The following is a 24,116-nucleotide window of genomic DNA, read 5'->3' as shown; positions in this document are numbered from 1 at the left end:
GCTTAACACAGAATGCGCTGAATCCGATGTACGCGCGACCGAGATTGGGGGTCTGTGGGATCAGACCGGCTTGAACGCGCCGGTTTCCGGATCGTAGCACTGCAGTCCGCCTTCGCCGATATCGGTCCAGAGACCGTGAAGGCTCAGCGCGTTGGACTCGACCGCTGAAGACACAAAAGGAAAGGTCATCAGGTTTTCCAATGACGCCACGACCGCCTGTTTCTCAAACTGTCGCGCCTGATCGGTTCCATCTTCGACATCTGCAACCAGATCGTATTTGGGTTTAAGGATATCCATCCAGCGCCCGACAAAGCTGTCTTTGGCTTCAAGTTGCGGGGCTTTGCCCTTGCACATGTCGATGCAGCCTTGAACGCCACCGCATTGTGAATGACCCAGAACGATCAGATGTGCCACTTTCAAAGCCGTAACCGCGTATTCAATCGCAGCACTGGTGCCGTGATGATCGCCATCCGGGGCATACGGCGGCACGAGGTTCGCAATGTTGCGGTGAATAAAGAACTCACCCTGATCCGCTCCGAAAATCGAGGTCACATGAACCCGGCTGTCGCAACATGAAATTACCATCGCGCGCGGGCGCTGACCTTCGGTCGCCAATCTCCGATACCAGACCTGGTTTTCCGAGTAAGTCGTCGCCTTCCAACCGTGATACCGTTTCGCCAGGTAAGTTGGCAGAGGTTTGGCTTTTTGCATTCCGTGGTCCTTGCGTACTGAGATTATCCGCTCTGTAACCCGAATTCTCGCAAAATTCGAGACATTATCGAGATGCGGGTCAAGGATTTGCAAAGGAGTTTGATGGCAGGATCGTCCCGTGCCGTGGGGGCATGCAAGCTGAGGTGAACGTGGTGGAAAAGATAATCACGCTTGAACAAAAGGAATCCGTGCGGCTGGATCCGGATCGTTTGAACATGCTGTGTCGTCAATTGGGCGATACCAACGCAATCGATGTTCTGTGCCGCACGGTCGAGGAATTGGCCGTGCGGCTGTCTAATTGCGAACGGTTCTGGCGACAGCGCGATTGGACGGGTCTGCGCAAATGCGCCAAATCCCTGATCGCCATCGCCGAACAGATCGGCATGACTGCGCTGGCCCGCGTGGCGGGGGATGTGTCACACGCCGTGGATGCAGGCGATGTTGTGGCAACAGCGGCCACGCTGAACCGAATGATCCGGGTCGGAGAACGCTCATTGACGGCGATCTGGGATCAGCAGGATCTTTCAGTGTGACGGGGGTTGCGGGCGGGCCATCGACCGCTAGTCTGGGCGCATCCCAAATCAGCCGAGACACCCATGACCCTGTCCTTTGCCCAGCCCGATGATGTGGCCCTGCCTCTTCATGTTGTTTCCCAATCCGATCTGGACGACTGGTTGTCGACACAGACCGATCACGTGCGGTCCTGGGTTGCGACCAACGGATTTACCGGGGCGCTGGGTCAAACCCTGCTGGTACCCGATCAAAACGGCGCGCCGGGTTTGGCACTGGCAGGGTATGGAACCAGCGACAAGCGATCCCGCAAACGGTTCCCGTTGGCGGGCGCTGCCGAATCTCTGCCACAAGGAACCTATCGGATCGCGTCCGGCGTCCCTGCCGAGGCTTTGGCCACCGAAGCGTTAGGTTGGCTGCTGACGGGTTATGCGTTTGACCGCTATGCCACGCAATCTGCGGCCAAAGCGGCGCTAATGGCTCCGGATGGGATCGACGCCAAGCAGATCGAAATCCTTGCCGAGGCCGAAGCTCTGACCCGCGATCTGGTGAACACGCCTGCCTCCGACATGGGGCCTGCACAATTGCAGGCTGCCGCAGAATCTCTGGCGGCGGAATTCAATGCGACGTGCTCGGTCATCGTGGGCGACGGCCTGCTGGATCAGAACTTTCCGATGATCCACACGGTTGGACGCGCGGCCGAGCAAGCCCCTCGGTTGATCGAGATGACCTGGGGAAACACTGGTCCCAAGCTGGCCCTGGTCGGGAAAGGTGTGTGCTTTGACACAGGCGGGCTCGACCTGAAGCCCGCATCCGCCATGGGGTTGATGAAAAAGGACATGGGCGGTGCAGCCAACGTGCTGGGGCTGGCCCGGATGATCATGGCGCTGAATCTTCCGCTGCAATTGCGGGTTCTGATCCCGGCGGTCGAAAATGCAGTTGCGGGCAACGCGTTCCGGCCCGGCGATATCCTGACCGCGCGCAACGGCCTGACGGTCGAGATCAACAACACCGATGCCGAGGGCCGTCTGGTGCTGGCCGATGCACTTGCACTGGCCGAGGAAGGACAGCCGGATTTCGTGATCTCGATGGCGACGCTGACCGGCGCCGCGCGGGTGGCGCTGGGCCCCGATCTTGCCCCGTTCTACACCGATGACGACGATGCCGCCGCCGCTTTGTCCCAAGCGGCACAAACGGCAGCGGACCCGGTCTGGCGCATGCCGTTTCACGAACCCTATGAGGCGATGATCGAACCGGGGATTGCCGATCTGGACAATGCGCCTTCGGGCGGGTTTGCGGGGTCGATCACGGCGGCGCTTTTCCTGCGCCGGTTTGTGAAAGACTGCAGATACATGCATTTCGACATTTATTCCTGGCAACCCAGCAAGCAACCAGGCCGCAGCAAAGGCGGGCTGGGTCAGGGGCCGCGGGCGGTGCTTGCCGCACTTCCCGAGATTTTAGGTCTATGACCGATCCCAGGCTACTGCCGTTCAACGGGCGGGTCGCGCATTCATCGCTGAAGGGTCAGGTGGATGCACAGACCTTTAGCGATGGGGAGATTAGATATTTTCACCGTGTTGTAACGGACATTCTGGACAAGCCCGAAGGCGCGCGACAATGTCAGCTGGTGGCCGGAGAGGGTTTTGTCGTTCTCGACACATTGCAGAAATACCAGTTCGGATACCGGGAAAAGGATGGCTATGTCGGCTGGGTGTTTCCCTATATTCTGGACCGCGCGTTGCAACCGACACATCGCGTTGGTGTCCCTCGCGCGGTGGTTTTGGAACATCCTGATGTCACGCAAAACACCAACGAACGGATTCTGCCCTTTGGTTGTGGTGTAGAACACTGGCCCATCCCGGGGCCCGAGCGCGAGGCGGCACTGCGTAGCTCGGGCTGGATCCGCATCATACAACATGGCCATATCCCGACGCCGGGATACATTCGTGAAACACAGTTGGTCGAATTAGACTGGGTCTCGTCAGACCCAGTAACTGTGGCAGAGCAGTTTCTTGCCACCCCATACATATATGGTGGTGACACAGGGCTTGGAATTGACTGTTCCGGCTTGATTCAAGTCGCGTTTCAGTCCTGCGGATTGTCCTGCCCGCGCGATAGCGACATGCAATCAAGGTTTTTCAAACCGATCTCGAAACCTGACCTACGCCGAGGCGATCTGGTGTTCTGGAAAGGTCACGTGGGGATGATGTTGGACGCGGAAACACTTCTGCATGCGAATGCCCATCACATGGCCGTCGCCCGAGAGCCTTTGGAACAAGCTGAAAAACGGATCGGTCAGAAAGAATTCGGGGCTATTACGGGATACGGACGGCACCCGGAATTTTGACGCGCTAGTCCAGATTCACGGGCCGGATCAGTTTGCGCTCCAGCACGCGCAATACAGCACGCAGGTCATGGCCACGCTTGAGGATACGACCGTCCATCCCAACCACCGAATACATACCCTGCCGTTGCCGCAGCCGCGGATGTTTTTCCACACGATAGATCGGGTGTTCTGCGGTGCGACGGAAAATCGAGAAGATCGCCACATCCCGCAGATTGGAAATACCATAGTCGCGCCACTCTCCGGCGGCGACCATCCGACCGTATACGGACAGGATATGAGACATCTCTCGCCGGTCGAACGCGACGGGCATCTGGGCCGAGTTTGCAGAGAACCGGCTGGGAGGCTGCATGTTCATACGCCAAGCCTTGCCGGAAATCGCTTCTGAATCAAGTCCGCACGGCACAGGTGTGGTATTTTTGGATCGCGCCGCCGTTACCGGCGTCCGACCTGGCGACAGATCAGGATCACCGGCAACAGCCCGACTGCCAGAATGACCAGTGACGGTACAGCCGCCCCTTCCAGCCGCTCGTCAGAGGCCAGACGATAGGCCTGAACAGCAAGTGTGTCGAAATTGAACGGGCGCATGATCAACGTGGCGGGCAGTTCTTTCATCACATCCACAAAGACGATCAGCAGTGCCGTCAGCAGCGACGGCGTCAGGATTGGCAGATGCACCCGACGTAATGTCCCCAGCGGGGACTGACCCAGCGACCGCGCAGCCGCATCCATATTGGCATGCACGGTGCTTTGCCCCCCTTCATAAGCACTGAGCGCCGCAGCCAGAAACCGCACCATATAGGCCGCAACCAGCAACCAGATAGACCCTGTCACCAGCAATCCGGTCGAGATGTCAAAAGTCCGGCGCATCCAGGCGTCCAACGCATTATCAAATCCTGCAAATGGAACAATCAGACCCACGGCAATCACACCGCCCGGAACCGCATATCCAAGGCGCGCGAGATAGGCGGAAATCGACGAGCCACGCCCCGGTCTGAGCCTCTGGAAGAACCCCATGCAGATCGCCGCACAGACAGTGATGACCGCCGCGGTTCCGGCCAGCGTCAGCGAGTTCCGGATAAAGCCGACATAGCGTCGTGACAGCAGATTTTGTTCAGACTCCATGCCCATTTGCACAAGGATTACCACCGGCAGAAGAAAGCCGAACAGGACCGGGATCGCACACAGAAGAAAGGCCGCAATGGCCTGCCATCCCTTGAGTTGCGCAGCAGGAAGAACCGCATGACGTTTTCCTGCCTGATAGTATTTGGCCTTTCCCCGTTGCGTGCGTTCAGCCACCGCCATGACAAGGGCAAACCCCAGCAAACACAGGGCCAATTGGGCGGCAGCCGCCCGGTCGGCCATTGAAAACCAACTGGTATAGATGCCCGTGGCAAAGGTCTGCACGCCGAAATAGGCCACGGTGCCGAAATCGGCGATGGTTTCCATGACGGCCAGAAGAACACCGCCCGCAATGGCCGGGCGCGCCATGGGCAAAGACACGCGCCAGAACGCGGACCACGGCCCGTTGCCCAGCGCGCGCGCGGCCAGAAAGGCGGTCGCGCTTTGCTGCAGGAAGGCTGCGCGGGCCAACAGATAGACGTAAGGATAAAGTACAAGGATCAGCATGACCGCCGCGCCCTCGGTCGAGCGGATCTCGGGGAACCAATAGTCGCGGGGCCCCCAACCGGTCACATCGCGCAGGGTGGATTGGACGATTCCCGGGTGATCCAGAATGAACGTGTAGGCATAGGCCAGAACGTAAGCGGGAAAAGCCAGCGGCAACACCAGCGCGATTTCAAGCACACGCACGCCGGGAAAACGCGTCATCGTCACCAGCCAGGCCGCACCCACACCAATCGCAAAAGTTCCGATGGACACCAGCACCACAAGAACCGCCGTGGTCATCGCGTACCCTGGCAGTACAGTCTCTAACAAATGAGAAATCGTGTCCGTGCCGCCTGTGAACGCCGCCAGAACGACCGCCACCATGGGGAGCAGGCATGCTGCGGCAACCAGATAGGCGATGCCACCGACCAACCGTGTTCCCAACGCACCGCGATTGCGCGTTCCGTGTTCTGAGTATTCGACTTCGGCCATGGCTCCGGCGTTTTGACTGGCGACCTTACTGGGCTTCGCCTTTAATCGACCAAAACGCTAAGAAACACCAGTGGCAGGGTCAACAAATCTGCGAAACATGCTGCCGCAGATGTGTTGATGCGTTACTCGTAGACGCGCTGATCCTCGATCACCAGCCCGTCTTTGGGCAGGGAACCCGGTGCCACGATCTCGATCGCGCCTTTGAGTTTCAAAACCTCAACCACAGATCTGGAATAGGCACCATCATTTTCGCAGGGGCTTTCGATCTGAACCGTCATGGTGTCCATCTCACCCTGACGGGCGGCAATGACGCGGGCCTTGACGATCTCATCATGTTTGTCGACCAGCGCCGCGACCTGTTCCGGGCGCACGAACATGCCCTTGATCTTGGTGGTCTGATCGGCCCGGCCCATCCACCCCTTGATGCGCATATTGGTGCGACCGCAGGGAGAGGCTCCGGGCATGATGGCAGACAGATCGCCGGTCGCAAAGCGGATCAGCGGGTAATCGGGGTTTAGCGTGGTAACAACGACTTCGCCCACCTCGCCCGGGGCGACAGGCGTTCCGGTGCCGGGGGTGACAATCTCAACGATGACGTGCTCATCGATGATCATCCCCTCCATCGCGGGGCTTTCATAGGCGATGTTGCCGAGATCGGCAGTGGCATAGCATTGCAGGCAGGCGATGCCGCGATCTGCGTATTCCTGACGCAGCGACGGGAACAGCGCACCACCCCCGACAACGGCTTTCTGGAAGTGCAGGTCAACACCCATCGCATCTGCTTTGTCGAGGATGATCTTCAGGTAATCCGGCGTGCCCGCATAGGCCGTACAGCCCACATCACGGGCGGCGGTCACCTGCAGTTCGGTCTGGCCGGTGCCTGCGGGCAGCACGGCGGCCCCAACCGCTTGCGCGCCGCTTTCAAAGATCATGCCCGCCGGGGTCAGGTGATAGCCGAAACAGTTCTGCACGATGTCGCCGGGGCCAATCCCGGCGGCGTTCAGGAACCGGCCCATGCGCCACCAGTCATGATCGGTGCTGCCGGGCTCATAGATCGGGCCCGGAGACTGAAACACATGCTGGAAATGCCGCGCGGGCTTGACGGTGAACCCACCGAACGGAGGCCGCGTGCCCTGCGCCTGCGTCAGATCGGATTTGCGCAGCACCGGCAGGTTGGCCAAAGCCTCGGCACTGGTCACTGCATCCGCATCGACGCCCGCGAGGATCGTTGCATAGCCGGGTGCAGACTGCGCCCGCGCGATCTGCGCGGGCAGGGCATCCGCGTGATCGGCCGCGCGTTCATCGGCGGATCGGGTTTCAAGCTTGTCGAAAAAACTCATCGAAAGATCCTCCATCCGCTTACAGCCATCTCTTGCGGCGGCGGTATGAGCGCACGTCGCGAAAGCTTTTGCGGCCTTCGTCCGACATGCCGAGGTAAAATTCCTTAACGTCCGGATTTTCGCGCAGTTCAGCGGCGGGGCCATCCATCACAATGCGACCCGATTCCAGAATATAGCCGTAATGCGCAAACCTGAGCGCCACATTCGTGTTCTGTTCAGCCAGCAGAAAAGACACGCCTTCCTTCTCGTTCAGGTCCTTCACGATGCCGAAAATCTCTTCGACCAGTTGCGGAGCCAGACCCATCGAAGGCTCATCCAGCAGAATGGTTTCAGGTCGCGACATCAGCGCCCGACCCATCGCCACCATTTGTTGCTCACCGCCCGAAGTGTAACCTGCCTGCGATTTGCGGCGTTCCTTGAGGCGAGGGAAATAGGTATAAACCAGCTCCAGATCCTGCTGAATTGCCGCCGCGCCATCCTTGCGGGTATAGGCCCCGGTCAGCAGGTTCTCCTCGACCGTCAGATGTTCGAAACAGTGGCGGCCTTCCATCACCTGAATGACGCCCTTTTCCACCAGATCAGCCGGGTCGCTTTCATGCACGCTGGTGCCGCGATAGGTGATCGTTCCCTTGGTCACCTCGCCACGTTCCGAGTGCAGCAGGTTCGACACAGCCTTCAGCGTCGTTGTCTTGCCCGCACCATTGCCACCCAGCAACGCCGTGATGCCACCCTTGGGCACGGTCAGGCTGACGCCTTTCAGCACAAGGATCACATGGTTGTAGATCACCTCGATATTGTTGACCTCAAGCAGGGTTTCCGCCTGCACGTCCGTGGTTTGAGCCGCATCCAGCATCAGCGCGTGTCCTCATGCGAGTGTTGGGGTCGGGGCGGCGAGACCGCCGCCCCGGAATTCAAAGCGCCTTAGCTGCAGCGCCCCTCGATGTTGTTCTCTGCGGCGAATGCCGAGGAATCCGCATCAATCAGCGGCTGAATGACGTCCTGATCCGACTGTTTGAAGTCCGAGATCAGCGACCATGTCTTCGTCGACGCATCCCATTGGGTCACACCCACCAGACCGTCACCACCATGGTTGCCGCACGACACTGAGAAGGTGGGTCCGAAATTCGGCAGGCCCAGTTCGCTCATCAACGCTTCGTCAATCACCAGCGCTTCCATGCCGTCGCGCATCATGACCGAGTCGATATCTGCGACGCCGTGCATCTCTTGCGCCTTTTTGGCAGCCTCGGCCACCAGCATCGCCGCATAGAGACCCCGGTTATACAGAACCGTACCGGACTGATCGCCCGCACCTGCAGACAGGTTCTTGTCATAGACATGGGTCTTGAGGTCTTCGTAGATCGGGTAATCCGCCCCCACATTGTGGAAGCTCAGCGCCTTATAGCCATTTGCGGCCTCACCCGTGGGCAACACGTCGTTCTCTGACCCAGACCACCAGACACCGATGAAATTCTCCATTGGATAGCGGATGTTCGCGGCTTCTTGCACCGCAACCTGGTTCATCACGCCCCAGCCCCACATCAGGACATAGTCGGGGCGGTCACGGCGGATTTGCAGCCACTGTGATTTCTGCTCTTGTCCCGGATGATCGACGGGCAGCGCCACCAATTCGAACCCATGCTTTTCAGACAGTTCTTCAAGCGTGCGGATCGGTTCCTTGCCATAGGCCGAGTTGTGATAGACCAGAGCGATCTTCTTGCCCGAGATGTCGCCGTCATTGATATCAAGGATGTGATTGATCGCACCGGATGCGCCATCCCAGTAGTTGGCCGGGAAGTTGAACACCCATTCAAACACCGACCCGTTCTTGGCCGAGGTACGTCCCAGACCCGATGTCAGCATCGGAATCTTGTCCACTGCCAGTTTAGGGATCAACTGATAGGTGATACCGGTCGACAGCGGTTGATAGACCAGCGCGCCTTCCCCCTTGGTCGCTTCATAACATTCCACACCTTTTTCGGTGTTATACGCAGTCTCGCATTCCGGAACGCTGACAGTGACTCCACCAATGCCGCCGTCACGCTCGTTCAGTAGGGTGAAATAGTCGGCGTAGCCGTCCGCAAACGGGATACCGCCGGCCGCGTATGGCCCTGTACGATAACTGAGCGATGGGAAAACGAGGTCGGCCATAACCGGACCTGCCGCCATTACGGCGCCCAGCGCCATGGTTGCCAGTTTCAATTTCATCGGGTGTCTCCTCCCTTGGTTGGTCCGATGGTGAGTTCGGGCTTTGCACCCGTTATCTGGTTGGGCCTGCCCGCTTAATGCGGGAACGGCCAGAGTCTGAGTTTTTCTTTTGCAACGCGCCACAGCTGCGCCAGCCCGTGAGGTTCAAGGATCAGGAACATGATGATCAGCAAGCCGACGATCACGAGGTTCAGATGCGCCACGATATCCGTTGGCCAGCCCAGCATATCCGCGCCGACAACCTTCAGAACCACCGGCAACAGAACCAGGAAAGCCGCACCCGCGAAACACCCGAAGATTGACCCTAATCCGCCGATAATGATCATGAACAGAACCAGGAATGATTTCTGGATGCCAAAGACCTCTCCGACCTCGACGGCGCCCAGATAGACAGCAAAGAACAGCGCGCCCGAGACGCCCACAAAGAAAGAGCTGACGGCAAAGGCGGTCAACTTGGCCTTCAGCGGATTCACCCCGATGATTTCGGCTGCAATATCCATGTCGCGGATCGCCATCCATTTGCGGCCTGTGGTGCCGCGCGTCAGGTTGCGGGCAATAACGGCGCAGAATGTCAGGAAGATCAGGCAGAACAGGTAGGTCGCCCAAGCCGGAGCGTTCGGACCGGTAATGATAATGCCAAACACATCCCGTTCGGGCGCGTTGATCTGACCCGAGGCCGAGTAGTTGTAGAACCATGGCACCCGGTTAAACAGCCACACCAGAAAGAACTGCGCCGCCAGCGTGGCCACCGCCAGATAAAACCCCTTGATCCGCAGGGATGGCAGACCAAACAGAACGCCGACCAGGGCCGTGACCCCACCTGCCAGAAGAATATGGATGAACATGCTGACATCGGGAAATGCGGTCATCAGTTTGTAACAGGCATAGGCCCCCACGGCCATGAACCCGCCCGTGCCCAAGCTGACCTGCCCGCAATAGCCCACCAGAATGTTCAGTCCGATCGCTGCAATCGCATAGATCAGGAACGGCAGCAGCAGCGCGTTCGCCCAATAATCGTTGATGATGAATGGGATAATCCCAAACGCCACCGCCAGCACGACATAATACCGGTACCGGTCGAACTTGATCGGGAAAGTCTGGCTGTCATCCACGTACGAGACTTTGAAGTCCCCGGCCTCACGATAGAACATGTCTTACTTTCCCCATTCTTCCTGCGCCTGGTTGCGCATGGCGGCGTCCAGTTGGTTCGACCCTTTGGCATATCCCGTTGCCTCGGATGCCCGCACCAGTTTCAGATAGGCCAGAACGCCCATGATCAGCCCGGCAAAAGCCAAAATCGCGGCGATGGTCAGCTGCCCGTCTGTCAGATCATCCGAAGTGAGGGCGATATAGCCAAACGCCCAGAACCCGGCCCATGCAATCACGTTGACGATGGCGATCAGTTTTTGCATCGCTACACCCTCTCGATGATCTTCTCACCGAACAGGCCTTGCGGTCGGAACACGAGGAAGATCAATGCCAGTACATAAGCGAACCAATTCTCGGTCGCGCCGCCCACTAGCGGGCCAATGGCAAATTCAAACAGCTTTTCGCCCACCCCGATGATCAGTCCGCCAACAATGGCTCCGGGGATCGAGGTGAACCCGCCCAGCATCAGTACTGGCAACGCCTTGAGCGCAATCAGCGACAGTGAGAACTGCACACCTGATTTCGTGCCCCACATGATCCCTGCGACCAGCGCAACAAAGCCTGCAACAGACCAGACCATGACCCAGATGAAATTCAGCGAAATCCCGACCGACAGCGCCGCCTGATGGTCATCGGCCACCGCCCGCATTGCACGACCCTGCTTGGTATATTGGCTGAACGCCACCAGCGCCGCCACAAGCATGGCTGCGATGACAGTCGCAATGATGTCCAGATTGTCGATGAAGAAGCCGTAGCCGAAGATGTTGAACGTGCTTTCATCAATCCACAGGTTGATACCCTGCGGCAGACCTACATCCAACGTCTTGATCTCGGAGCCCCACATCAGGTCTGCCACGCCTTCGAGCAGATAGGCGAGGCCAATCGTGGCCATGAACAGAATGATAGGCTCTTGCCCCACAAGATGCCGCATCACGAACCGCTGCACGGCCCAGGCCAGCAGCACCATGACAGCCATGGTCAGGACAATTGCCAGCAAAGCGGGCACGTTCCAGCCAAAGTAGTGGATATGGGTTCCGAATGTGGCATTGATCAGGTGCGCAAACGGCACCTGCCCGTTCATGATCCCGACCAAGGTCATCGCCGCAAACAGGGCCATAACACCTTGCGCATAGTTGAAAATTCCCGAAGCCTTGTAGATCAGCACAAAGCCCAGCGCGACCAAAGCGTAAAGAACTCCGGCCATCAGGCCATTCAGAATGACCTCCATCGCGAATACCAACTGATCAGGCATGTGCCCCCCCTCTCATGTCTGTCAGACGCTCAGTCATGGCTCACCCCCAGATAGGCGTCGATGACTTCCTGGTTGTTGCGCACCTCATCCGGCGTGCCGTCCCCGATCTTGCGGCCGTAATCCATCACCACCACGCGGTCGCTCAGGTCCATCACAACCCCCATATCATGCTCGATCAGAGCAATCGTGGTGCCGAACTCATCGTTCACGTCCAGAACAAAGCGGCTCATGTCCTCTTTCTCTTCGACGTTCATCCCCGCCATCGGTTCATCCAGCAGCAACAGCTTCGGCTCAGCCGCCAGGGCACGCGCCAGTTCAACGCGTTTCTTCAACCCGTATGGCAGGCGCGATACCGGTGTTTTACGAATGTGCTGAATTTCCAGAAAATCGATGATCTTCTCGACGGCTTCACGGTTCTCGGTCTCTTCCGCTTCGGCCTTTCCCTTCCACAGAGCCTGCTGGAGGATGTTGGTCTTCATAAATCCCAACCGCCCGGTCATCACGTTGTCCAGAACGCTCATCCCCTCGAACAACGCAATATTCTGGAACGTCCGCGCGATCCCCTGCTGCGCCACCTCGAACGGGCGCATCGGCGGGCGCTTGGCCCCGTGAAACCAGACCTCCCCCTCCTGCGGCACATAAAACCCCGAGATCACGTTAAGCATCGAGGATTTCCCGGCCCCGTTCGGTCCGATGATCGCCCGGATCTCTCCCTCGCGAATGTCGAACGAGATATCCTTGATCGCCACCACGCCACCAAACCGCAGAGTGATGTTCTTCATCTCCATCACCACACCGCCGATCTTGCGACCGTCTTCGGTGACATATCCTTCGGAATTATCCAGCATCATTCGCCCACTTCACAATTCGGTTCAGGAAAAGGCAGCTAAGCACGCCTGCGCCGAGGTATCCGTAAATGACACCGCCATCGAATGCCTTTGCGGGATAGGCGAAGGCGCACATAACGCCAACGACCCCACCAACAATCGCGCTGACAAAATAGGAAACGGCGTTCGAAACTCGCTCGGCAAAATAGACGACCGCTCCAGCACCAATACCCATCGACAAAGCGACAATCATTATTGGCAAAATGAAACTCATTCGGCCGCCACCTTGTGCTGCGTCGCAGTCACCACGGGCGCATCGACAATCTCCAGCGTGGCCGAGATCGACCCTTTGCGCCCATCCTCATAAGTCACCTCAGTCGTGGTCGAAACACTGGACGACCCGTCATAGAGCGCATCAATAATGTCTTGGAACTTCTCTTCCACAAACCCGCGCCGCACCTTGCGGGTCCGGGTCATCTCGCCATCGTCTGCATCCAGTTCTTTGTGCAACACCACGAAGCGATGCACCTGACAGCCTGACAACATTTCATCAGCGGCAACCGACTTGTTCACCTCTTCCACATGGGACTTGATCGTCTCCAACACACGCGGATTCGCCGTCAGTTCTTGATACGAACCGTACGCCACGTTGTTGCGCTCGGCCCAGTTCCCCACCGCCGTCAGATCGATATTGATAAAAGCGACGCAGCGATCCTTGCCGTTGCCGAACAATACGACCTCAAGAATATCCGGGAAGAACTTCAGCTTGTTCTCGACATATTTTGGCGCAAACATCGACCCGTCGGCCATTTTGCCAACGTCCTTGGCGCGGTCAATGATCCGCAGATGGCCCGAGCCCTCCTCGATGAATCCGGCATCCCCGGTGGCCACCCACCCCTCGGCATCCTTGGTCGAGGCCGTCGAGTCCGGGTTGTTGTAATACTCGACGAACACCCCGGGTGAGCGATAGTGAATCTCACCTTTGTCGTCGATCTTCAACTCGACATCCGGTGCGGGCACACCAACGGTGTCCGCCCGAACCTCGCCATCGGGCTGCACAGTGATGAACACGGTCGCCTCGGTCTGACCGTAAAGCTGCTTCAGGTTGATGCCCAAAGAGCGATAGAAATCAAAGATTTCCGGCCCAATCGCCTCACCCGCTGTATAACCCACGCGGAACCGACCATAGCCAAGCGTATCTTTTAGCGGGCCATAGACCAGCAAATTGCCCAGCGCGTATTTCAGCTTGTCACCAAAGCCCACCGGCTTGCCGTCCAGCAGCAACCCACCCACCTTCTTGGCGTGCGCCATGAAGTGATGGAACATACGTTGCTTCAGCTTGCCCGCATCCTCCATCCGGATCATGACGTTGGTCAGCTGGGTTTCGAACACGCGCGGCGGGGCGAAGAAATAAGTCGGCCCGATCTCGCGCAGGTCGGTCATCATCGTGTCGGCGCTCTCGGGACAGTTCACGCAGAAGCCGCACCAATAGGCCTGACCGATGGAGAAGATGAAATCACCCACCCACGCCATCGGCAGGTAGGACAGAATGTCCTCGTTCCGGGTCAGATGATCGAACTCGGCGGAGTTCTTGGCGCTTTCAATCACATTCCGGTTCGACAGCACCACGCCCTTCGGCTTGCCCGTGGTCCCCGAGGTGTAAAGCATCACACAGGTATCGTCATAGGTGATCGCCGCGATGCGCTTGTCCAATTCGGCATCGAACCGAGCATGACCAGCGCTGCCCTCGGCCATGATGTCCTCAAGCGCGTTCATCTGGGAATGGTCGTATTTCCGCATCCCGCGCTTGTCGGTATAGAGGATATGTTTGACCTGGTGCAGGTTTTCCTGAATCTCAATGACCTTGTCGACCTGCTCCTGATCGCCGCAGACGACATATTTTGCGCCACAATGCTCCAGCACATAGGCCATCTCTTCCGCGACCGAGTCCTGATACAGAGGCACCGGCACCGCGCCCACCATCTGCGCGGCCACCATCGACCAGTAATGCGCCGGACGGTTGCGGCCTATGACGGCGATGTGGTCGCCTTTTTCAACGCCCAATTCCAGAAACCCAAGCGCGATGGCACGGATTTCCTTGGCGGTTTCAGCCCAGGACCAGCATTGCCAGATGCCGAATTCCTTTTCCCGATAGGCCGGGGCATCCCCGAACTGAGCGACATTGCGGTGTAACAGCGCCGGAATGGACTGCATCCCTTCGGCACCCGACTGCGTCTGAGCCAATCTTTCTCTCCTCCCCACCCGACCCCTCCCTGAGGTCGGAAATGGCGGGTCCGGGTCAGGCCCGAACGCCAATGCCCCATTGAGGGACAGGCGGAGGATCAGCGTCAAGTTTTACCTGATGTTTTCTCAATTCTTACGAATTGTAACAGCGGTGGAGGAGTGTTCCTGAGGATTGAACGGTTTACAAGACCTCGCTTGGCGAGGCAGGTGATATGTGCGACCTCTACCGCATGTGTGTTTTAGGCAATTAATTAGGCAAGTTGATGACCAGCACCATCTATAGGTTTTTGTTCATATTGAGCTTGCTCACGGGATCAGGGGCAGTTGCAGAGCAACCCTCGGAGGTACTGATCCAGGGGCATATTAAAGTTGAAGACGATGAAGTTGTTTTTCGGTTTACTTGCGAAGAGTCTGCGGATTGCAAGGTTGCTATGGGAGACTTTGAAAGCACTCTAAGGCCAGGGCGCAATATCGTTTTCTTCCAGATCGTAAAGAGTGCAGGCAAGTTTCAGTTCATCAATGAAAACAGGCACGCGATTATTCAATATGGAAAAAGCGTCAACACGTTTTCAATATTTGATGCTGCAGACGCAGATTTTGTCAGAAATGGCGCAAATACTCCGGTTGGGTATCTCAAATTGTCGGTGACACGCATTGAGTAACCCGGTGCTTGCGTAGCGGCTTTTGAGGCTCTAGAGCCAATCCCGCAAAATCGGAATCAAAGGCACATCCGCCGCTGGCATTGGATAATTCCGCAGGTCATTCGCGCGCACCCATTTCAGTGCCTGACCCTCTTTCGACTGCGGGATGCCCTCCCACTTGCGGCAGGCGTACAGCGGCATCAGCAGGTGGAAATCGTCGTAGCTGTGGCTGGCGAAGGTCAGGGGCGCGAGGCAGGAGGCCCAGGTGTCGATACCCAGTTCCTCGTGCAGTTCGCGGATCAGGGCGGCTTCGGGGGTTTCGCCGGGCTCGATTTTGCCGCCGGGGAATTCCCACAGACCGGCCATAGATTTGCCCTCGGGGCGTTGGGCCAGCAAGACGCGGCCCTCGATGTCGATCAGAGCCACAGCAGACACTAATACAGTTTTCACGAGCGATAATCCGCGTTGATCTCGATATAGCCGTGGGTCAAGTCGCAGGTCCAAACGGTGGATGCGCCCTCACCCAAGCCCAGATCGACGGCGATTACCAAGTCCTGACCTTTCATATAGGCGGCGGCGGCGTCTTCGCTGTAATCGGGACTAACCCAACCTTTTTCGGCGACGAGGATGTCTCCGAAAGAGATGCTCAGGCGGTCGCGATCAGCGGCGGCTCCGGACTTGCCGATGGCCATGACGATACGGCCCCAGTTTGGGTCTTCGCCCGCGATGGCGGTTTTGACCAAAGGAGAATTGGCGATGGCAAGCCCGTGGGTTTTGGCGTCGGAATCCGTGGCAGCTCCGGTCACACGAATTTCTACGAATTTCGTGGCCCCTTCACCGTCGCGCACCACTTGCTGCGCGAGGTCCAGCATCACCGTTTCAAGCGCCTGCTCGAAGGCAGCATTGCCGGTGGCATCGACGCCAGAGGCTCCGGTGGCACAAAGAAGAAGGCTGTCCGAGGTCGAGGTGTCGCTGTCCACGGTGATGCAGTTGAAGGTGCGACCTGTCTGCGCGCCCAGCATCGTTTGCAGGGCGGATTGGTCGACCTGCGCATCGGTGAAGATATAGACCAGCATCGTCGCCATGTCGGGTGCGATCATGCCGGACCCCTTCGAAATCCCTGCAATAGAGACTGTTTTGCCGTCGATCTCGACCTGCGCGCTGGCTCCTTTCGGGAAGGTATCAGTGGTCATGATGGCGCGCGCCGCGTCTTCGATGGCGTAGCGGCTGAGGCCCGATTTCAGCGCCTCAAGCTGCGACACGATGCGGTCGTGTGGCAGTGGCTCGCCGATCACGCCGGTGGATGAGGTAAACACACGCTCGACCGGCACGCCAGTCGCCGTGGCGACAGCCTGCGTTACCTCGGCCACCGAGGTCTGCCCGAAATGACCCGTGAAAGCATTGGCGTTGCCAGAGTTCACAAGGATCGCCGCGGGCCCCCCTGACGGCCCGCCGATCTTGTCCTGACAATCCAGCACCGGGGCCGCGCGGGTGGCGGACCGGGTGAATACCCCGGCTACCGAGGTGCCAGGGTCCAGTACGGCCAGCATCACATCGGTGCGGCCCTGATAGCGGACGCCCGCCGCGACCGTCGCAAAGCGCACGCCGTCGATGGCGGGCAATTCGGGAAAGCTCGCCGGGGCCAGCGGGGAAACCTTGGTGATCGTCGCCACGGGGGTTACTCCTGCAGCAATTCGATCTGGCGCATGATCTCGGGGCCTGCACCTTCCAGCGCTGGGCGTTCGATCTGAGCCTGCTGGGTCAATTCATCAATTTTGGTCTGAATCGCCTCTTGCCGCAGAGTTTGTGCCAGTTCCTCGCGTACGGCCGCCAGATCCGGGGCCTGCGATTTGCGTTTGTCATTCAGGATCAGCACATGCCAGCCGAATTGGGTCTGCACCGGGTCCGAGATCTGGCCTTTCTCCAGCTCAAGAACGGCCGCCTCAAACGGAGGCACCATCTGTCCCTTGCCGAACCAACCCAACGCGCCCCCGTTAGGTCCGGACGGGCCGGTGGATCTCTCTTTCGCAAGCTCGGCAAAATCAGCTCCGCCATCCAGCTGCGCCTTGATTTCCTTGGCCTCTTCTTCGGTCGCGACAAGGATATGGCTGGCATCAAACTCATCCGCGCCCTCGAAACCTGCGAATTGCGCATCATAGGCGGCCTGAATGGCATCGTCCGTCACGGTGGCGGCGGTGATCTCTTCGACCGTCTGAACCGCGCGCAGGGACCGGGTTTCATTTTCCAGCCGCAATGCATTCAGCGTGTTCAGGTTCTCCTGCTCAAGGCTAAGCAGATGCTGCTGAACCAGTTGTTCGAGGATGAAATCATATAGCACGTCGTCTTCAAGCTGCTGATACTGCGGCGGCAATGTCGTCGCGGTGGCGATAACGTGACCCAACGTGATCTCGTCCCCGTTCACACGCGCCACAACCGTCGACGCATCGGGCGCGGTTTGAGCGGCAAGCGGCAGGGCCATCGCGGCGGTTATGACCAGCGATGGAAGAAAAGTGAGGCCTTTGGGCATGGAATCATCCTATTTCTTTGCCGCGACGGGGCGCAGCGTTGACACTTCAGAACCTGCCGCTTACATCGCTTTGAAGCCTTGGACAGGGCCGCCTTTCACCCCCCGTATCTATGGGTTGCGCGCAAGGTGGGCAAGCCTGTCGCAACCAAGACAAGAACAGATCCGCTGGAGTGAACATGCTGGGACTCGGAACGCTCGCCAAAAAGGTGTTCGGAACACCGAACGACCGCAAGATCAAGGCGACACGCCCATTGATCGACAAGATCAACGCGCTGGAACCCGAGTTCGAGAAACTGACCGATGAGGGGCTGATCGAAAAGACCGCCGAGCTGCGCAAACGGGCGCTGGATGGCGAAAGTCTGGATGATCTGCTGCCCGAAGCCTTTGCCAATGTGCGCGAGGGCGGTCGTCGTGCGCTGGGTCTGCGGGCCTTTGACGTGCAGCTGATGGGGGGCGTGTTCCTGCATCAGGGCAACATCTCGGAAATGAAGACGGGTGAAGGCAAGACCTTGGTCGCGACCCTTCCTGCCTATCTGAACGCGCTGACCGGCAAGGGCGTGCATATCGTCACGGTGAACGAATACCTGGCCAAGCGCGACTCGGAATGGATGGGCAAGGTATTTGCTGCCGTGGGCATGACCACTGGCGTGATCTGGTCGGGTCAGCCTGATGCAGAAAAGATGGCGGCTTATTCCTGTGACATCACCTATGCCACCAACAATGAGCTGGGCTTCGACTATCTGCGCGACAATATGAAAGCCGAACTGGATCAGGTTTACCAGAAGCACCACAATTACGCGATTGTGGACGAAGTGGATTCGATCCTGATCGATGAAGCCCGTACGCCGCTGATTATCTCGGGCCCATCCGAGGACCGATCCGAGCTTTACACATCGATCGATGCGCTGATCCCCACTCTGGGCGAAGACCATTTTACGCTGGACGAAAAAACCCGAAATGTGACCTTCACCGACGAAGGCAACGAGTTTCTGGAAAGCCAGCTGCAGGCAGCCGGTCTTATCGAAGAGGGGCATTCGCTCTACGATCCCGAAAGCACCACTGTTGTGCACCACGTCAATCAGGGTCTGCGCGCGCACAAGCTGTTCCAGCGCGACAAGGATTACATCGTGCGTGACGGTAACGTGGTGCTGATCGACGAATTCACGGGTCGCATGATGCCGGGCCGCCGCCTGTCCGAGGGCCTGCACCAGGCCATCGAAGCCAAGGAAGGCGTACAGATTCAGCCCGAAAACGTGACGCTGGCCAGCGTGACCTTCCAGAATTACTTCCGGCTTTATGACAAGCTGGGCGGAATGACCGGCACCGCGCTGACCGAGGCTGAAGAATTTGCCGAAATCTACGGGCTTGGCGTGGTTGAGGTTCCGACCAACAAACCAATTGCCCGTGAGGATGAAGACGACCAAGTCTATCGCACCGCCGTCGAAAAGTATGGTGCGATGATCTCGGAGACCAAGAAAGCGCAGGAAAAAGGTCAACCGGTTCTGCTGGGAACCACGTCCATCGAAAAATCTGAATTGCTGAGCCAGCTTCTGACCAAGGAAGGCATTGAGCATAACGTTCTGAATGCGCGTCAGCACGAGCAGGAGGCGCAGATCGTAGCCGATGCCGGCCGGTTCGGGGCCGTCACCATCGCAACCAACATGGCCGGGCGCGGCACAGACATTCAGTTGGGCGGCAATGTAGAAATGAAAGTGCTGCGGGCGCTGGCCGAGAATCCCGAAGCAGATCCCTCGGAACTGCGCACCAAGGAAGAAGCGCGCCATGCCGAGGAGAAGGAAAAAGTGCTCGAAGCCGGCGGGCTTTACGTCATGGCGTCAGAACGCCACGAAAGCCGCCGCATCGACAACCAGCTGCGGGGTCGGTCCGGCCGTCAGGGTGATCCGGGCCGCACTGTCTTTTACCTGAGCCTGGAAGACGATTTGATGCGCATTTTTGGCTCCGAACGGTTGGACAAGGTTCTGACCACTTTGGGGATGAAAGAAGGCGAGGCAATCATTCACCCCTGGGTCAACAAATCTCTGGAGCGTGCGCAGTCCAAGGTCGAGGGGCGCAACTTCGACATGCGCAAGACCGTCTTGAAGTTCGATGACGTGATGAACGATCAGCGCAAGGTGATCTTCAGCCAGCGGCGCGAAATCATGTCCACAGATGATCTGTCCGAGATCGTGTCAGACATGCGCGAGCAGGTGATCGACGATCTGATCGATGAGTACATGCCGCCGAAATCTTATGCCGACCAATGGGATACCGATGGTCTGCACGAAGCGGTCAAGGACAAGCTGACCATTGACGCGCCGGTTCAGGAATGGGCCGCCGAGGAAGGCGTGGATGATGAGCAAGTGCGCGAGCGTCTGGTCAAGGCTGCGGACGAAATGATGGCACAAAAGGCCGTCGCCTTTGGCCCCGAGAACATGCGCAACATCGAAAAACAGGTGTTGCTGCAGACCATCGACGGAAAATGGCGCGAACACCTGCTGACGCTGGAGCATTTGCGCTCGGTCGTCAGTTTCCGGGGCTATGCACAGCGCGACCCGCTGAATGAATACAAAAACGAAAGCTTCCAGCTGTTTGAATCCATGCTGGACGGTCTGCGCGAGACGGTGACACAGCAGCTGTCGCGCGTGCGTCCACTGACCGAGGAAGAGCAAAAGGAAATGCTGGCGCAGATGGCCGCGCAACAGGCTGCAAGTCAGAAAGCGGTCGAACAGGCCACCGATCAGGCCGAAGCACTGGCCGAGGCCGAAGCCTCGGGCGACCCGCGCCCCGGCTTTGTCGAAGACGACCCCGAGACCTGGGGAAACCCGTCGCGCAATGACAAATGCCCCTGCGGTTCAGGCAAGAAATTCAAACATTGTCACGGCAGGTTGACCTAACGTTATGTGAACTAAGTCACAATGAGTCCGTCTGTCGGCCACATATTGGCCTCGATTCGGCGACAATGTACGACTCGCTCCTTCAACTGGGGAGGGTGTCTTGTTTGTAATAAAGAACTACGTGACCACGGGCGGTACTGTTGCCTGCGCCCTGGCCATCGGATATTTGATGCAGAACGAGACGGCTTTGAGACCCAAGGCCGATCCCGTCGCAACCGGCGTGGCAATCGCCTCGACCGAAGATACAGCCTTGGCTGGTCTGGAAGATGTCGTGCTGACATCGTCTTCACCCGACCAGACCCGTACAAATCAGTTGCGAAAATCGACGTTACCCACATCGCTCAAACCGCGCGATGCGGCGACCTGCAACGTGACGGCAAGGGCAATGCCCAAGCCCGGTGCATCTGTTCAACTGCAGATCAAAGCGCCCTGCCATACCGACGACTCGATTGAGATTCATCACAGCGGTCTGGTCTTCTCAGCCATGACCGATACACGCGGACATCTGGACATCACTGTTCCGGCACTGTCCGAATATGCGATCTTTCTGATCTCGCTGGGTGATCAAAAAGGGACCGTTGCCACAACCCATGTTCGCGACATCGGAATGTATGACCGTGTCGCATTGCAATGGCGCGGTGAAACCGAGCTTCAGCTGCACGCGCTGGAATTTGGGGCGGGTTACGGTGACGACGGCCATGTCTGGTCAGGATCGGAATCGGCAGGTGCAGGATCGGTGATCCATTTGGGGTTCGGCGAAACCAATATGGCGCGTAACATCCAAGTCTATTCCTTCCCAAATCAACGCGCATCACAGTCTGGCGCGATCGAACTGTCGGTCGAGGCCGAAGTGACCGCCGCCAATTGTGGGCAGGATCTGGATGTGTTGTCTCTGCAACTGCAGGCCAATCAACGCCTGGAAACCCAGGAAACCACCCTTAATTTTCCGGATTGCAGCGCGGTCGGGGATTTTCTGGTGTTGAATAATCTGTTCCAAGACCTGACAATCGCAGCAAAGTAATAACAGGCAACGCATCGGTTCATAATGACTGTAGCTCGTGCGGCATTGGCCGCGCTGTTCAGCGCATACATCGCTCATCCGGCGGCGGCACAAGATATCTCTCTGACCTCCCATGACGGCAAGGTCGAGGTGATCGGCACATTGCTTGGTTATGACGGAGAGTTTTACCGCGTTCAGACCCAGTTTGGCGAACTGACGGTAGATGGCTCGGGCGTGACCTGCGATGGACCGGCCTGTCCAAACCTGACCGATTTCGTCGCAGATATCCGTTTTGCCGGCTCATCGATCATGGCCGAATCTCTGATGCCTGCGCTTGTTCAAGGCTTCGCGGCGCAGGAAAACCTGACCGTCGAAACGTCGAGCCCATCAGACGCCGTGCAGATTTATGCTTTGTACCAACCGGACCGAAACGCACCTCTGGCACGGTTGACACTTCACGCGACAGATACCGCGAATGGGTTTTCCGCTTTGGCCGACATGACGTCGGATATCGTATTGGCTCAGCGCGAAATTCGTCCCCAAGAACAGGAGATGACCCGCAATGCGGGGCTTGGCGATTTGACCAAGGCGCGGCGTTCACGCGTCCTGGCGTTGGATGCAATGGTCCCCGTTGTGTCGCCGGACAATCCGGTGCGGCAGATTTCGCCGACCGATCTGACACGTGTTTTTGCCTCCGAGATTGACAATTGGGCACAGCTTGGTGGGCCGGATGCACCGATTTCATTGCATCTGCCACCTGCCGGGTCCGGACTGTCGCAGGCGGTGGAAGACCGGTTGATGCGCCCCGCCGGCTTAGCTTTACATGAGCACATTATTCGGCACCCCCGCAGCAGCGATTTAATTCAGGCTGTGGCCGAAGACCCATTCGCGATCGGAATCGCCAGTCACGCCGAGGCTGCCGATGCGCGGGCGCTTCCTTTGGCTGGCGGCTGCGGTCATGCCTTGTCTGCAAACCGGCACGCGGTCAAAACCGAAGATTATCCGCTGACATCGCCCATGTTCCTCTATCTGCCTCATCGACGACTCCCGCGTGTTGCACGTCAGTTTCTGGCCTTTTCCTTAAGCGGCGCGGCGCAAAAGGTCATTCGGCAGGCAGGTTTCGTCGATCAGGCAACCGAAACCACTGCGCTTGAGGCGCAGGGCGACAGGCTGGCCAATGCAATCACAACAGGTGCCACTGAGGTGGGCTTGGAAGAAGTGCAACGCATGATCGAAATCTTGCGACCCATGGAACGCCTGTCCCTGTCAGTCCGGTTCGAGCCGGGCTCCTCGCGTCCCGATGCGCAATCCCGGTCAAATATCCTTCAGCTGTCGCAAGCATTGGAGAGCGGTACTTTGGGCGTGCAGAAGGTTCTTTTTGTCGGATTCAGCGATGGGGATGGCGCTGCCGCTGCAAATACGCGTATTGCATTGCGTCGCGCCCAGACAGTACGGAACGCAGTGTTGGCCGCAGTCGAAACCGCCCTGCCAGCCAGCCTGGACATGGCAGCCGATGGATTTGGTGAAGCGATGCCGATGGCCTGCGACGACACCGAATGGGGGCGCAGAACCAACCGCAGGGTCGAAATCTGGGTGCAGTGACCACTACAAATACCCCTGCGACCGAAAACTCAACTCGGTCGATTTACCGATAATCAGATGGTCATGCAGCGTCAGCCCAAGGGCCGAACAGGCATCCTGTATCCGGTTGGTCATATCAACATCCGACTGTGACGGAGTGGGGTCACCGGACGGATGATTGTGCACTAAAATCAAGGCCGATGCATTCAGTTCCAGCGCCCGTTTCGCCACTTCGCGCGGGTAGACAGGGACGTGGTCCACCGTGCCCTTGGCCTGTTCTTCATCCGCGATCAGCACGTTCTTGCGATCCAGATAGAACACCCTGAATTGCTCGATCTCGCGATGCGCCATGGTGGTGTGACAATAATCCAGCAGCGCATCCCAGCCCGAGATCACATGCCTTTGCATCACCCTTGCGCGGGCCATGCGGTGTGCGCAGGCCTCAAGGATTTTCAGATCGGTGATGACCGTATCGCCAACCCCTTTAGTCTGCCGCAGCCGCTCCTCGGGCGCGGTCAGCACACGGTTAAAATCGCCGAACGTGTCCATCAACGCTCGCGCTAAAGGTTTCACATCCTGCCGGGGGATGGAACGGAACAGCACCAGCTCCAACAGTTCATAATCGGGCATCGCAGTTGCGCCCCCTGACATGAACCTTTCGCGCAGCCGCTTGCGGTGGTCTTTGATATAGGAGGGCAATCGACCAGAGGGCAGCGGCTGCGCGGGCGCTTCGTCCGTGTCAAACAGCATGGGGGCTTCGGCAAAGGCGTCCTGTGTCATGGACCCACCTT

Annotated in this window: 23 protein-coding genes; 7 read left to right on the top strand and 16 right to left on the bottom strand. The window is 58.2% G+C overall.

Features of this window, described 5'->3' with window-relative positions; translation table 11 throughout:
- Positions 1-60: 60 nt before the first annotated feature.
- A complete protein-coding gene (locus ACR0K4_RS15480; protein WP_480519873.1) occupies positions 61-711 on the bottom strand; it encodes a carbonic anhydrase in 651 nt (216 codons plus the stop codon).
- 143 nt (positions 712-854) lie between these two features.
- Between ACR0K4_RS15480 and ACR0K4_RS15475 the strand changes: the two genes are divergently transcribed.
- From ACR0K4_RS15475 to ACR0K4_RS15465, 3 genes are all read left to right on the top strand, one after another.
- Positions 855-1,244 (top strand): hypothetical protein, encoded by a 390-nt coding sequence (locus tag ACR0K4_RS15475; protein WP_480520113.1) that lies wholly within the window; start codon positions 855-857, stop codon positions 1,242-1,244.
- 63 nt (positions 1,245-1,307) lie between these two features.
- Positions 1,308-2,690, top strand: coding sequence for a leucyl aminopeptidase family protein (locus ACR0K4_RS15470; protein WP_480854688.1), 1,383 nt, complete (start codon positions 1,308-1,310; stop codon positions 2,688-2,690).
- Positions 2,687-3,568, top strand: a complete 882-nt coding sequence (locus ACR0K4_RS15465) for a C40 family peptidase (protein ID WP_480854687.1) — start codon at positions 2,687-2,689, stop codon at positions 3,566-3,568. The genes ACR0K4_RS15470 and ACR0K4_RS15465 overlap by 4 nt, the downstream gene beginning before the upstream one ends.
- A 4-nt stretch (positions 3,569-3,572) precedes the next feature.
- Here ACR0K4_RS15465 and ACR0K4_RS15460 read toward each other — a convergent pair whose 3' ends face one another.
- The 11 genes from ACR0K4_RS15460 to ACR0K4_RS15410 form a co-directional block, all read right to left on the bottom strand.
- Entirely contained in the window at positions 3,573-3,923 is a 351-nt protein-coding gene (locus tag ACR0K4_RS15460) for a DUF2794 domain-containing protein (RefSeq protein ID WP_480519867.1), read from the bottom strand.
- A gap of 77 nt (positions 3,924-4,000) precedes the next feature.
- Positions 4,001-5,665 carry an ABC transporter permease gene (locus ACR0K4_RS15455; RefSeq protein ID WP_480519865.1) on the bottom strand — a complete coding sequence of 555 codons (1,665 nt, stop codon included), beginning with the start codon at positions 5,663-5,665 and terminating at the stop codon, positions 4,001-4,003.
- A gap of 122 nt (positions 5,666-5,787) precedes the next feature.
- Positions 5,788-7,005, bottom strand: coding sequence for a phenylacetate--CoA ligase family protein (locus ACR0K4_RS15450; protein WP_480854686.1), 1,218 nt, complete (start codon positions 7,003-7,005; stop codon positions 5,788-5,790).
- A gap of 19 nt (positions 7,006-7,024) precedes the next feature.
- Positions 7,025-7,858 (bottom strand): ABC transporter ATP-binding protein, encoded by an 834-nt coding sequence (locus ACR0K4_RS15445; protein WP_480519861.1) that lies wholly within the window; start codon positions 7,856-7,858, stop codon positions 7,025-7,027.
- A gap of 68 nt (positions 7,859-7,926) precedes the next feature.
- The gene (locus ACR0K4_RS15440) at positions 7,927-9,210 is read right to left on the bottom strand and encodes an ABC transporter substrate-binding protein (RefSeq protein WP_480519859.1); all 1,284 of its coding nucleotides are present in this window, start codon (positions 9,208-9,210) and stop codon (positions 7,927-7,929) included.
- A 74-nt stretch (positions 9,211-9,284) separates the two neighbouring features.
- Positions 9,285-10,361: a branched-chain amino acid ABC transporter permease gene (locus tag ACR0K4_RS15435; protein WP_480854684.1), complete on the bottom strand. Its 1,077-nt coding sequence runs from the start codon at positions 10,359-10,361 to the stop codon at positions 9,285-9,287.
- Between the two features lie 3 nt (positions 10,362-10,364).
- The gene (locus ACR0K4_RS15430; RefSeq protein ID WP_480854683.1) at positions 10,365-10,622 is read right to left on the bottom strand and encodes a hypothetical protein; all 258 of its coding nucleotides are present in this window, start codon (positions 10,620-10,622) and stop codon (positions 10,365-10,367) included.
- A gap of 2 nt (positions 10,623-10,624) precedes the next feature.
- A complete protein-coding gene (locus ACR0K4_RS15425) occupies positions 10,625-11,611 on the bottom strand; it encodes a branched-chain amino acid ABC transporter permease (protein WP_480854682.1) in 987 nt (328 codons plus the stop codon).
- A 29-nt stretch (positions 11,612-11,640) separates the two neighbouring features.
- The gene (locus ACR0K4_RS15420) at positions 11,641-12,459 is read right to left on the bottom strand and encodes an ABC transporter ATP-binding protein (RefSeq protein ID WP_480519851.1); all 819 of its coding nucleotides are present in this window, start codon (positions 12,457-12,459) and stop codon (positions 11,641-11,643) included.
- Positions 12,449-12,712 (bottom strand): hypothetical protein, encoded by a 264-nt coding sequence (locus tag ACR0K4_RS15415; protein ID WP_480854681.1) that lies wholly within the window; start codon positions 12,710-12,712, stop codon positions 12,449-12,451. Before ACR0K4_RS15415 ends, ACR0K4_RS15420 begins: the two co-directional genes overlap by 11 nt.
- A complete protein-coding gene (locus ACR0K4_RS15410; RefSeq protein ID WP_480854789.1) occupies positions 12,709-14,652 on the bottom strand; it encodes an AMP-binding protein in 1,944 nt (647 codons plus the stop codon). The genes ACR0K4_RS15415 and ACR0K4_RS15410 overlap by 4 nt, the downstream gene beginning before the upstream one ends.
- A 293-nt stretch (positions 14,653-14,945) precedes the next feature.
- Here ACR0K4_RS15410 and ACR0K4_RS15405 point away from each other — a divergent pair, with 293 nt between their 5' ends.
- Positions 14,946-15,344 (top strand): hypothetical protein, encoded by a 399-nt coding sequence (locus ACR0K4_RS15405; RefSeq protein WP_480854680.1) that lies wholly within the window; start codon positions 14,946-14,948, stop codon positions 15,342-15,344.
- A 30-nt stretch (positions 15,345-15,374) separates the two neighbouring features.
- Here ACR0K4_RS15405 and mutT read toward each other — a convergent pair whose 3' ends face one another.
- Genes mutT through ACR0K4_RS15390 form a run of 3 tightly spaced genes read right to left on the bottom strand, consistent with a single transcriptional unit; the run spans position 15,375 to position 17,850 of the window.
- Positions 15,375-15,773 carry an 8-oxo-dGTP diphosphatase MutT gene (gene mutT / locus ACR0K4_RS15400; protein WP_223117286.1) on the bottom strand — a complete coding sequence of 133 codons (399 nt, stop codon included), beginning with the start codon at positions 15,771-15,773 and terminating at the stop codon, positions 15,375-15,377.
- Positions 15,770-16,996 carry a bifunctional glutamate N-acetyltransferase/amino-acid acetyltransferase ArgJ gene (gene argJ, locus ACR0K4_RS15395; RefSeq protein WP_480854679.1) on the bottom strand — a complete coding sequence of 409 codons (1,227 nt, stop codon included), beginning with the start codon at positions 16,994-16,996 and terminating at the stop codon, positions 15,770-15,772. The genes mutT and argJ overlap by 4 nt, the downstream gene beginning before the upstream one ends.
- Before the next feature lie 5 nt (positions 16,997-17,001).
- Complete coding sequence (locus ACR0K4_RS15390; protein ID WP_480519843.1) at positions 17,002-17,850, bottom strand: peptidylprolyl isomerase; 849 nt, start codon at positions 17,848-17,850, stop codon at positions 17,002-17,004.
- Positions 17,851-18,026: 176 nt separating this feature from the next.
- Between ACR0K4_RS15390 and secA the strand changes: the two genes are divergently transcribed.
- The 3 genes from secA to ACR0K4_RS15375 all read left to right on the top strand — a co-directional run bounded on the left by secA (position 18,027) and on the right by ACR0K4_RS15375 (position 23,346).
- The gene (gene secA, locus ACR0K4_RS15385) at positions 18,027-20,744 is read left to right on the top strand and encodes a preprotein translocase subunit SecA (RefSeq protein WP_480519841.1); all 2,718 of its coding nucleotides are present in this window, start codon (positions 18,027-18,029) and stop codon (positions 20,742-20,744) included.
- A gap of 100 nt (positions 20,745-20,844) precedes the next feature.
- Positions 20,845-21,765 carry a hypothetical protein gene (locus ACR0K4_RS15380; RefSeq protein ID WP_480854678.1) on the top strand — a complete coding sequence of 307 codons (921 nt, stop codon included), beginning with the start codon at positions 20,845-20,847 and terminating at the stop codon, positions 21,763-21,765.
- Between the two features lie 24 nt (positions 21,766-21,789).
- Complete coding sequence (locus ACR0K4_RS15375; RefSeq protein ID WP_480854677.1) at positions 21,790-23,346, top strand: phosphate ABC transporter substrate-binding/OmpA family protein; 1,557 nt, start codon at positions 21,790-21,792, stop codon at positions 23,344-23,346.
- 3 nt (positions 23,347-23,349) lie between these two features.
- Here the strand turns inward: ACR0K4_RS15375 and radC are convergent, their stop codons facing one another.
- Positions 23,350-24,105 carry a RadC family protein gene (gene radC, locus ACR0K4_RS15370; RefSeq protein WP_480854676.1) on the bottom strand — a complete coding sequence of 252 codons (756 nt, stop codon included), beginning with the start codon at positions 24,103-24,105 and terminating at the stop codon, positions 23,350-23,352.
- Positions 24,106-24,116 lie beyond the last annotated feature (11 nt).

Source organism: Ruegeria sp. K11 (assembly GCF_056531905.1).
The sequence above is the reverse complement of the archived record's forward strand: the minus strand, read 5'-3'. Positions and strand labels throughout refer to the sequence as shown.

What these genes read in the sequence shown, in the direction of transcription:
- ACR0K4_RS15480 (WP_480519873.1), bottom strand. Translation starts at nt 711, where the DNA reads ATGCAAAAAGCCAAACCTCTGCCAACTTACCTGGCGAAACGGTATCAC.
- ACR0K4_RS15470 (WP_480854688.1), top strand. Translation starts at nt 1,308, where the DNA reads ATGACCCTGTCCTTTGCCCAGCCCGATGATGTGGCCCTGCCTCTTCAT.
- ACR0K4_RS15465 (WP_480854687.1), top strand. Translation starts at nt 2,687, where the DNA reads ATGACCGATCCCAGGCTACTGCCGTTCAACGGGCGGGTCGCGCATTCA.
- ACR0K4_RS15460 (WP_480519867.1), bottom strand. Translation starts at nt 3,923, where the DNA reads ATGAACATGCAGCCTCCCAGCCGGTTCTCTGCAAACTCGGCCCAGATG.
- ACR0K4_RS15455 (WP_480519865.1), bottom strand. Translation starts at nt 5,665, where the DNA reads ATGGCCGAAGTCGAATACTCAGAACACGGAACGCGCAATCGCGGTGCG.
- ACR0K4_RS15450 (WP_480854686.1), bottom strand. Translation starts at nt 7,005, where the DNA reads ATGAGTTTTTTCGACAAGCTTGAAACCCGATCCGCCGATGAACGCGCG.
- ACR0K4_RS15445 (WP_480519861.1), bottom strand. Translation starts at nt 7,858, where the DNA reads ATGCTGGATGCGGCTCAAACCACGGACGTGCAGGCGGAAACCCTGCTT.
- ACR0K4_RS15440 (WP_480519859.1), bottom strand. Translation starts at nt 9,210, where the DNA reads ATGAAATTGAAACTGGCAACCATGGCGCTGGGCGCCGTAATGGCGGCA.
- ACR0K4_RS15435 (WP_480854684.1), bottom strand. Translation starts at nt 10,361, where the DNA reads ATGTTCTATCGTGAGGCCGGGGACTTCAAAGTCTCGTACGTGGATGAC.
- ACR0K4_RS15430 (WP_480854683.1), bottom strand. Translation starts at nt 10,622, where the DNA reads ATGCAAAAACTGATCGCCATCGTCAACGTGATTGCATGGGCCGGGTTC.
- ACR0K4_RS15425 (WP_480854682.1), bottom strand. Translation starts at nt 11,611, where the DNA reads ATGCCTGATCAGTTGGTATTCGCGATGGAGGTCATTCTGAATGGCCTG.
- ACR0K4_RS15420 (WP_480519851.1), bottom strand. Translation starts at nt 12,459, where the DNA reads ATGCTGGATAATTCCGAAGGATATGTCACCGAAGACGGTCGCAAGATC.
- ACR0K4_RS15415 (WP_480854681.1), bottom strand. Translation starts at nt 12,712, where the DNA reads ATGAGTTTCATTTTGCCAATAATGATTGTCGCTTTGTCGATGGGTATT.
- ACR0K4_RS15410 (WP_480854789.1), bottom strand. Translation starts at nt 14,652, where the DNA reads ATGCAGTCCATTCCGGCGCTGTTACACCGCAATGTCGCTCAGTTCGGG.
- ACR0K4_RS15405 (WP_480854680.1), top strand. Translation starts at nt 14,946, where the DNA reads ATGACCAGCACCATCTATAGGTTTTTGTTCATATTGAGCTTGCTCACG.
- ACR0K4_RS15390 (WP_480519843.1), bottom strand. Translation starts at nt 17,850, where the DNA reads ATGCCCAAAGGCCTCACTTTTCTTCCATCGCTGGTCATAACCGCCGCG.
- secA (WP_480519841.1), top strand. Translation starts at nt 18,027, where the DNA reads ATGCTGGGACTCGGAACGCTCGCCAAAAAGGTGTTCGGAACACCGAAC.
- ACR0K4_RS15375 (WP_480854677.1), top strand. Translation starts at nt 21,790, where the DNA reads ATGACTGTAGCTCGTGCGGCATTGGCCGCGCTGTTCAGCGCATACATC.
- radC (WP_480854676.1), bottom strand. Translation starts at nt 24,105, where the DNA reads ATGACACAGGACGCCTTTGCCGAAGCCCCCATGCTGTTTGACACGGAC.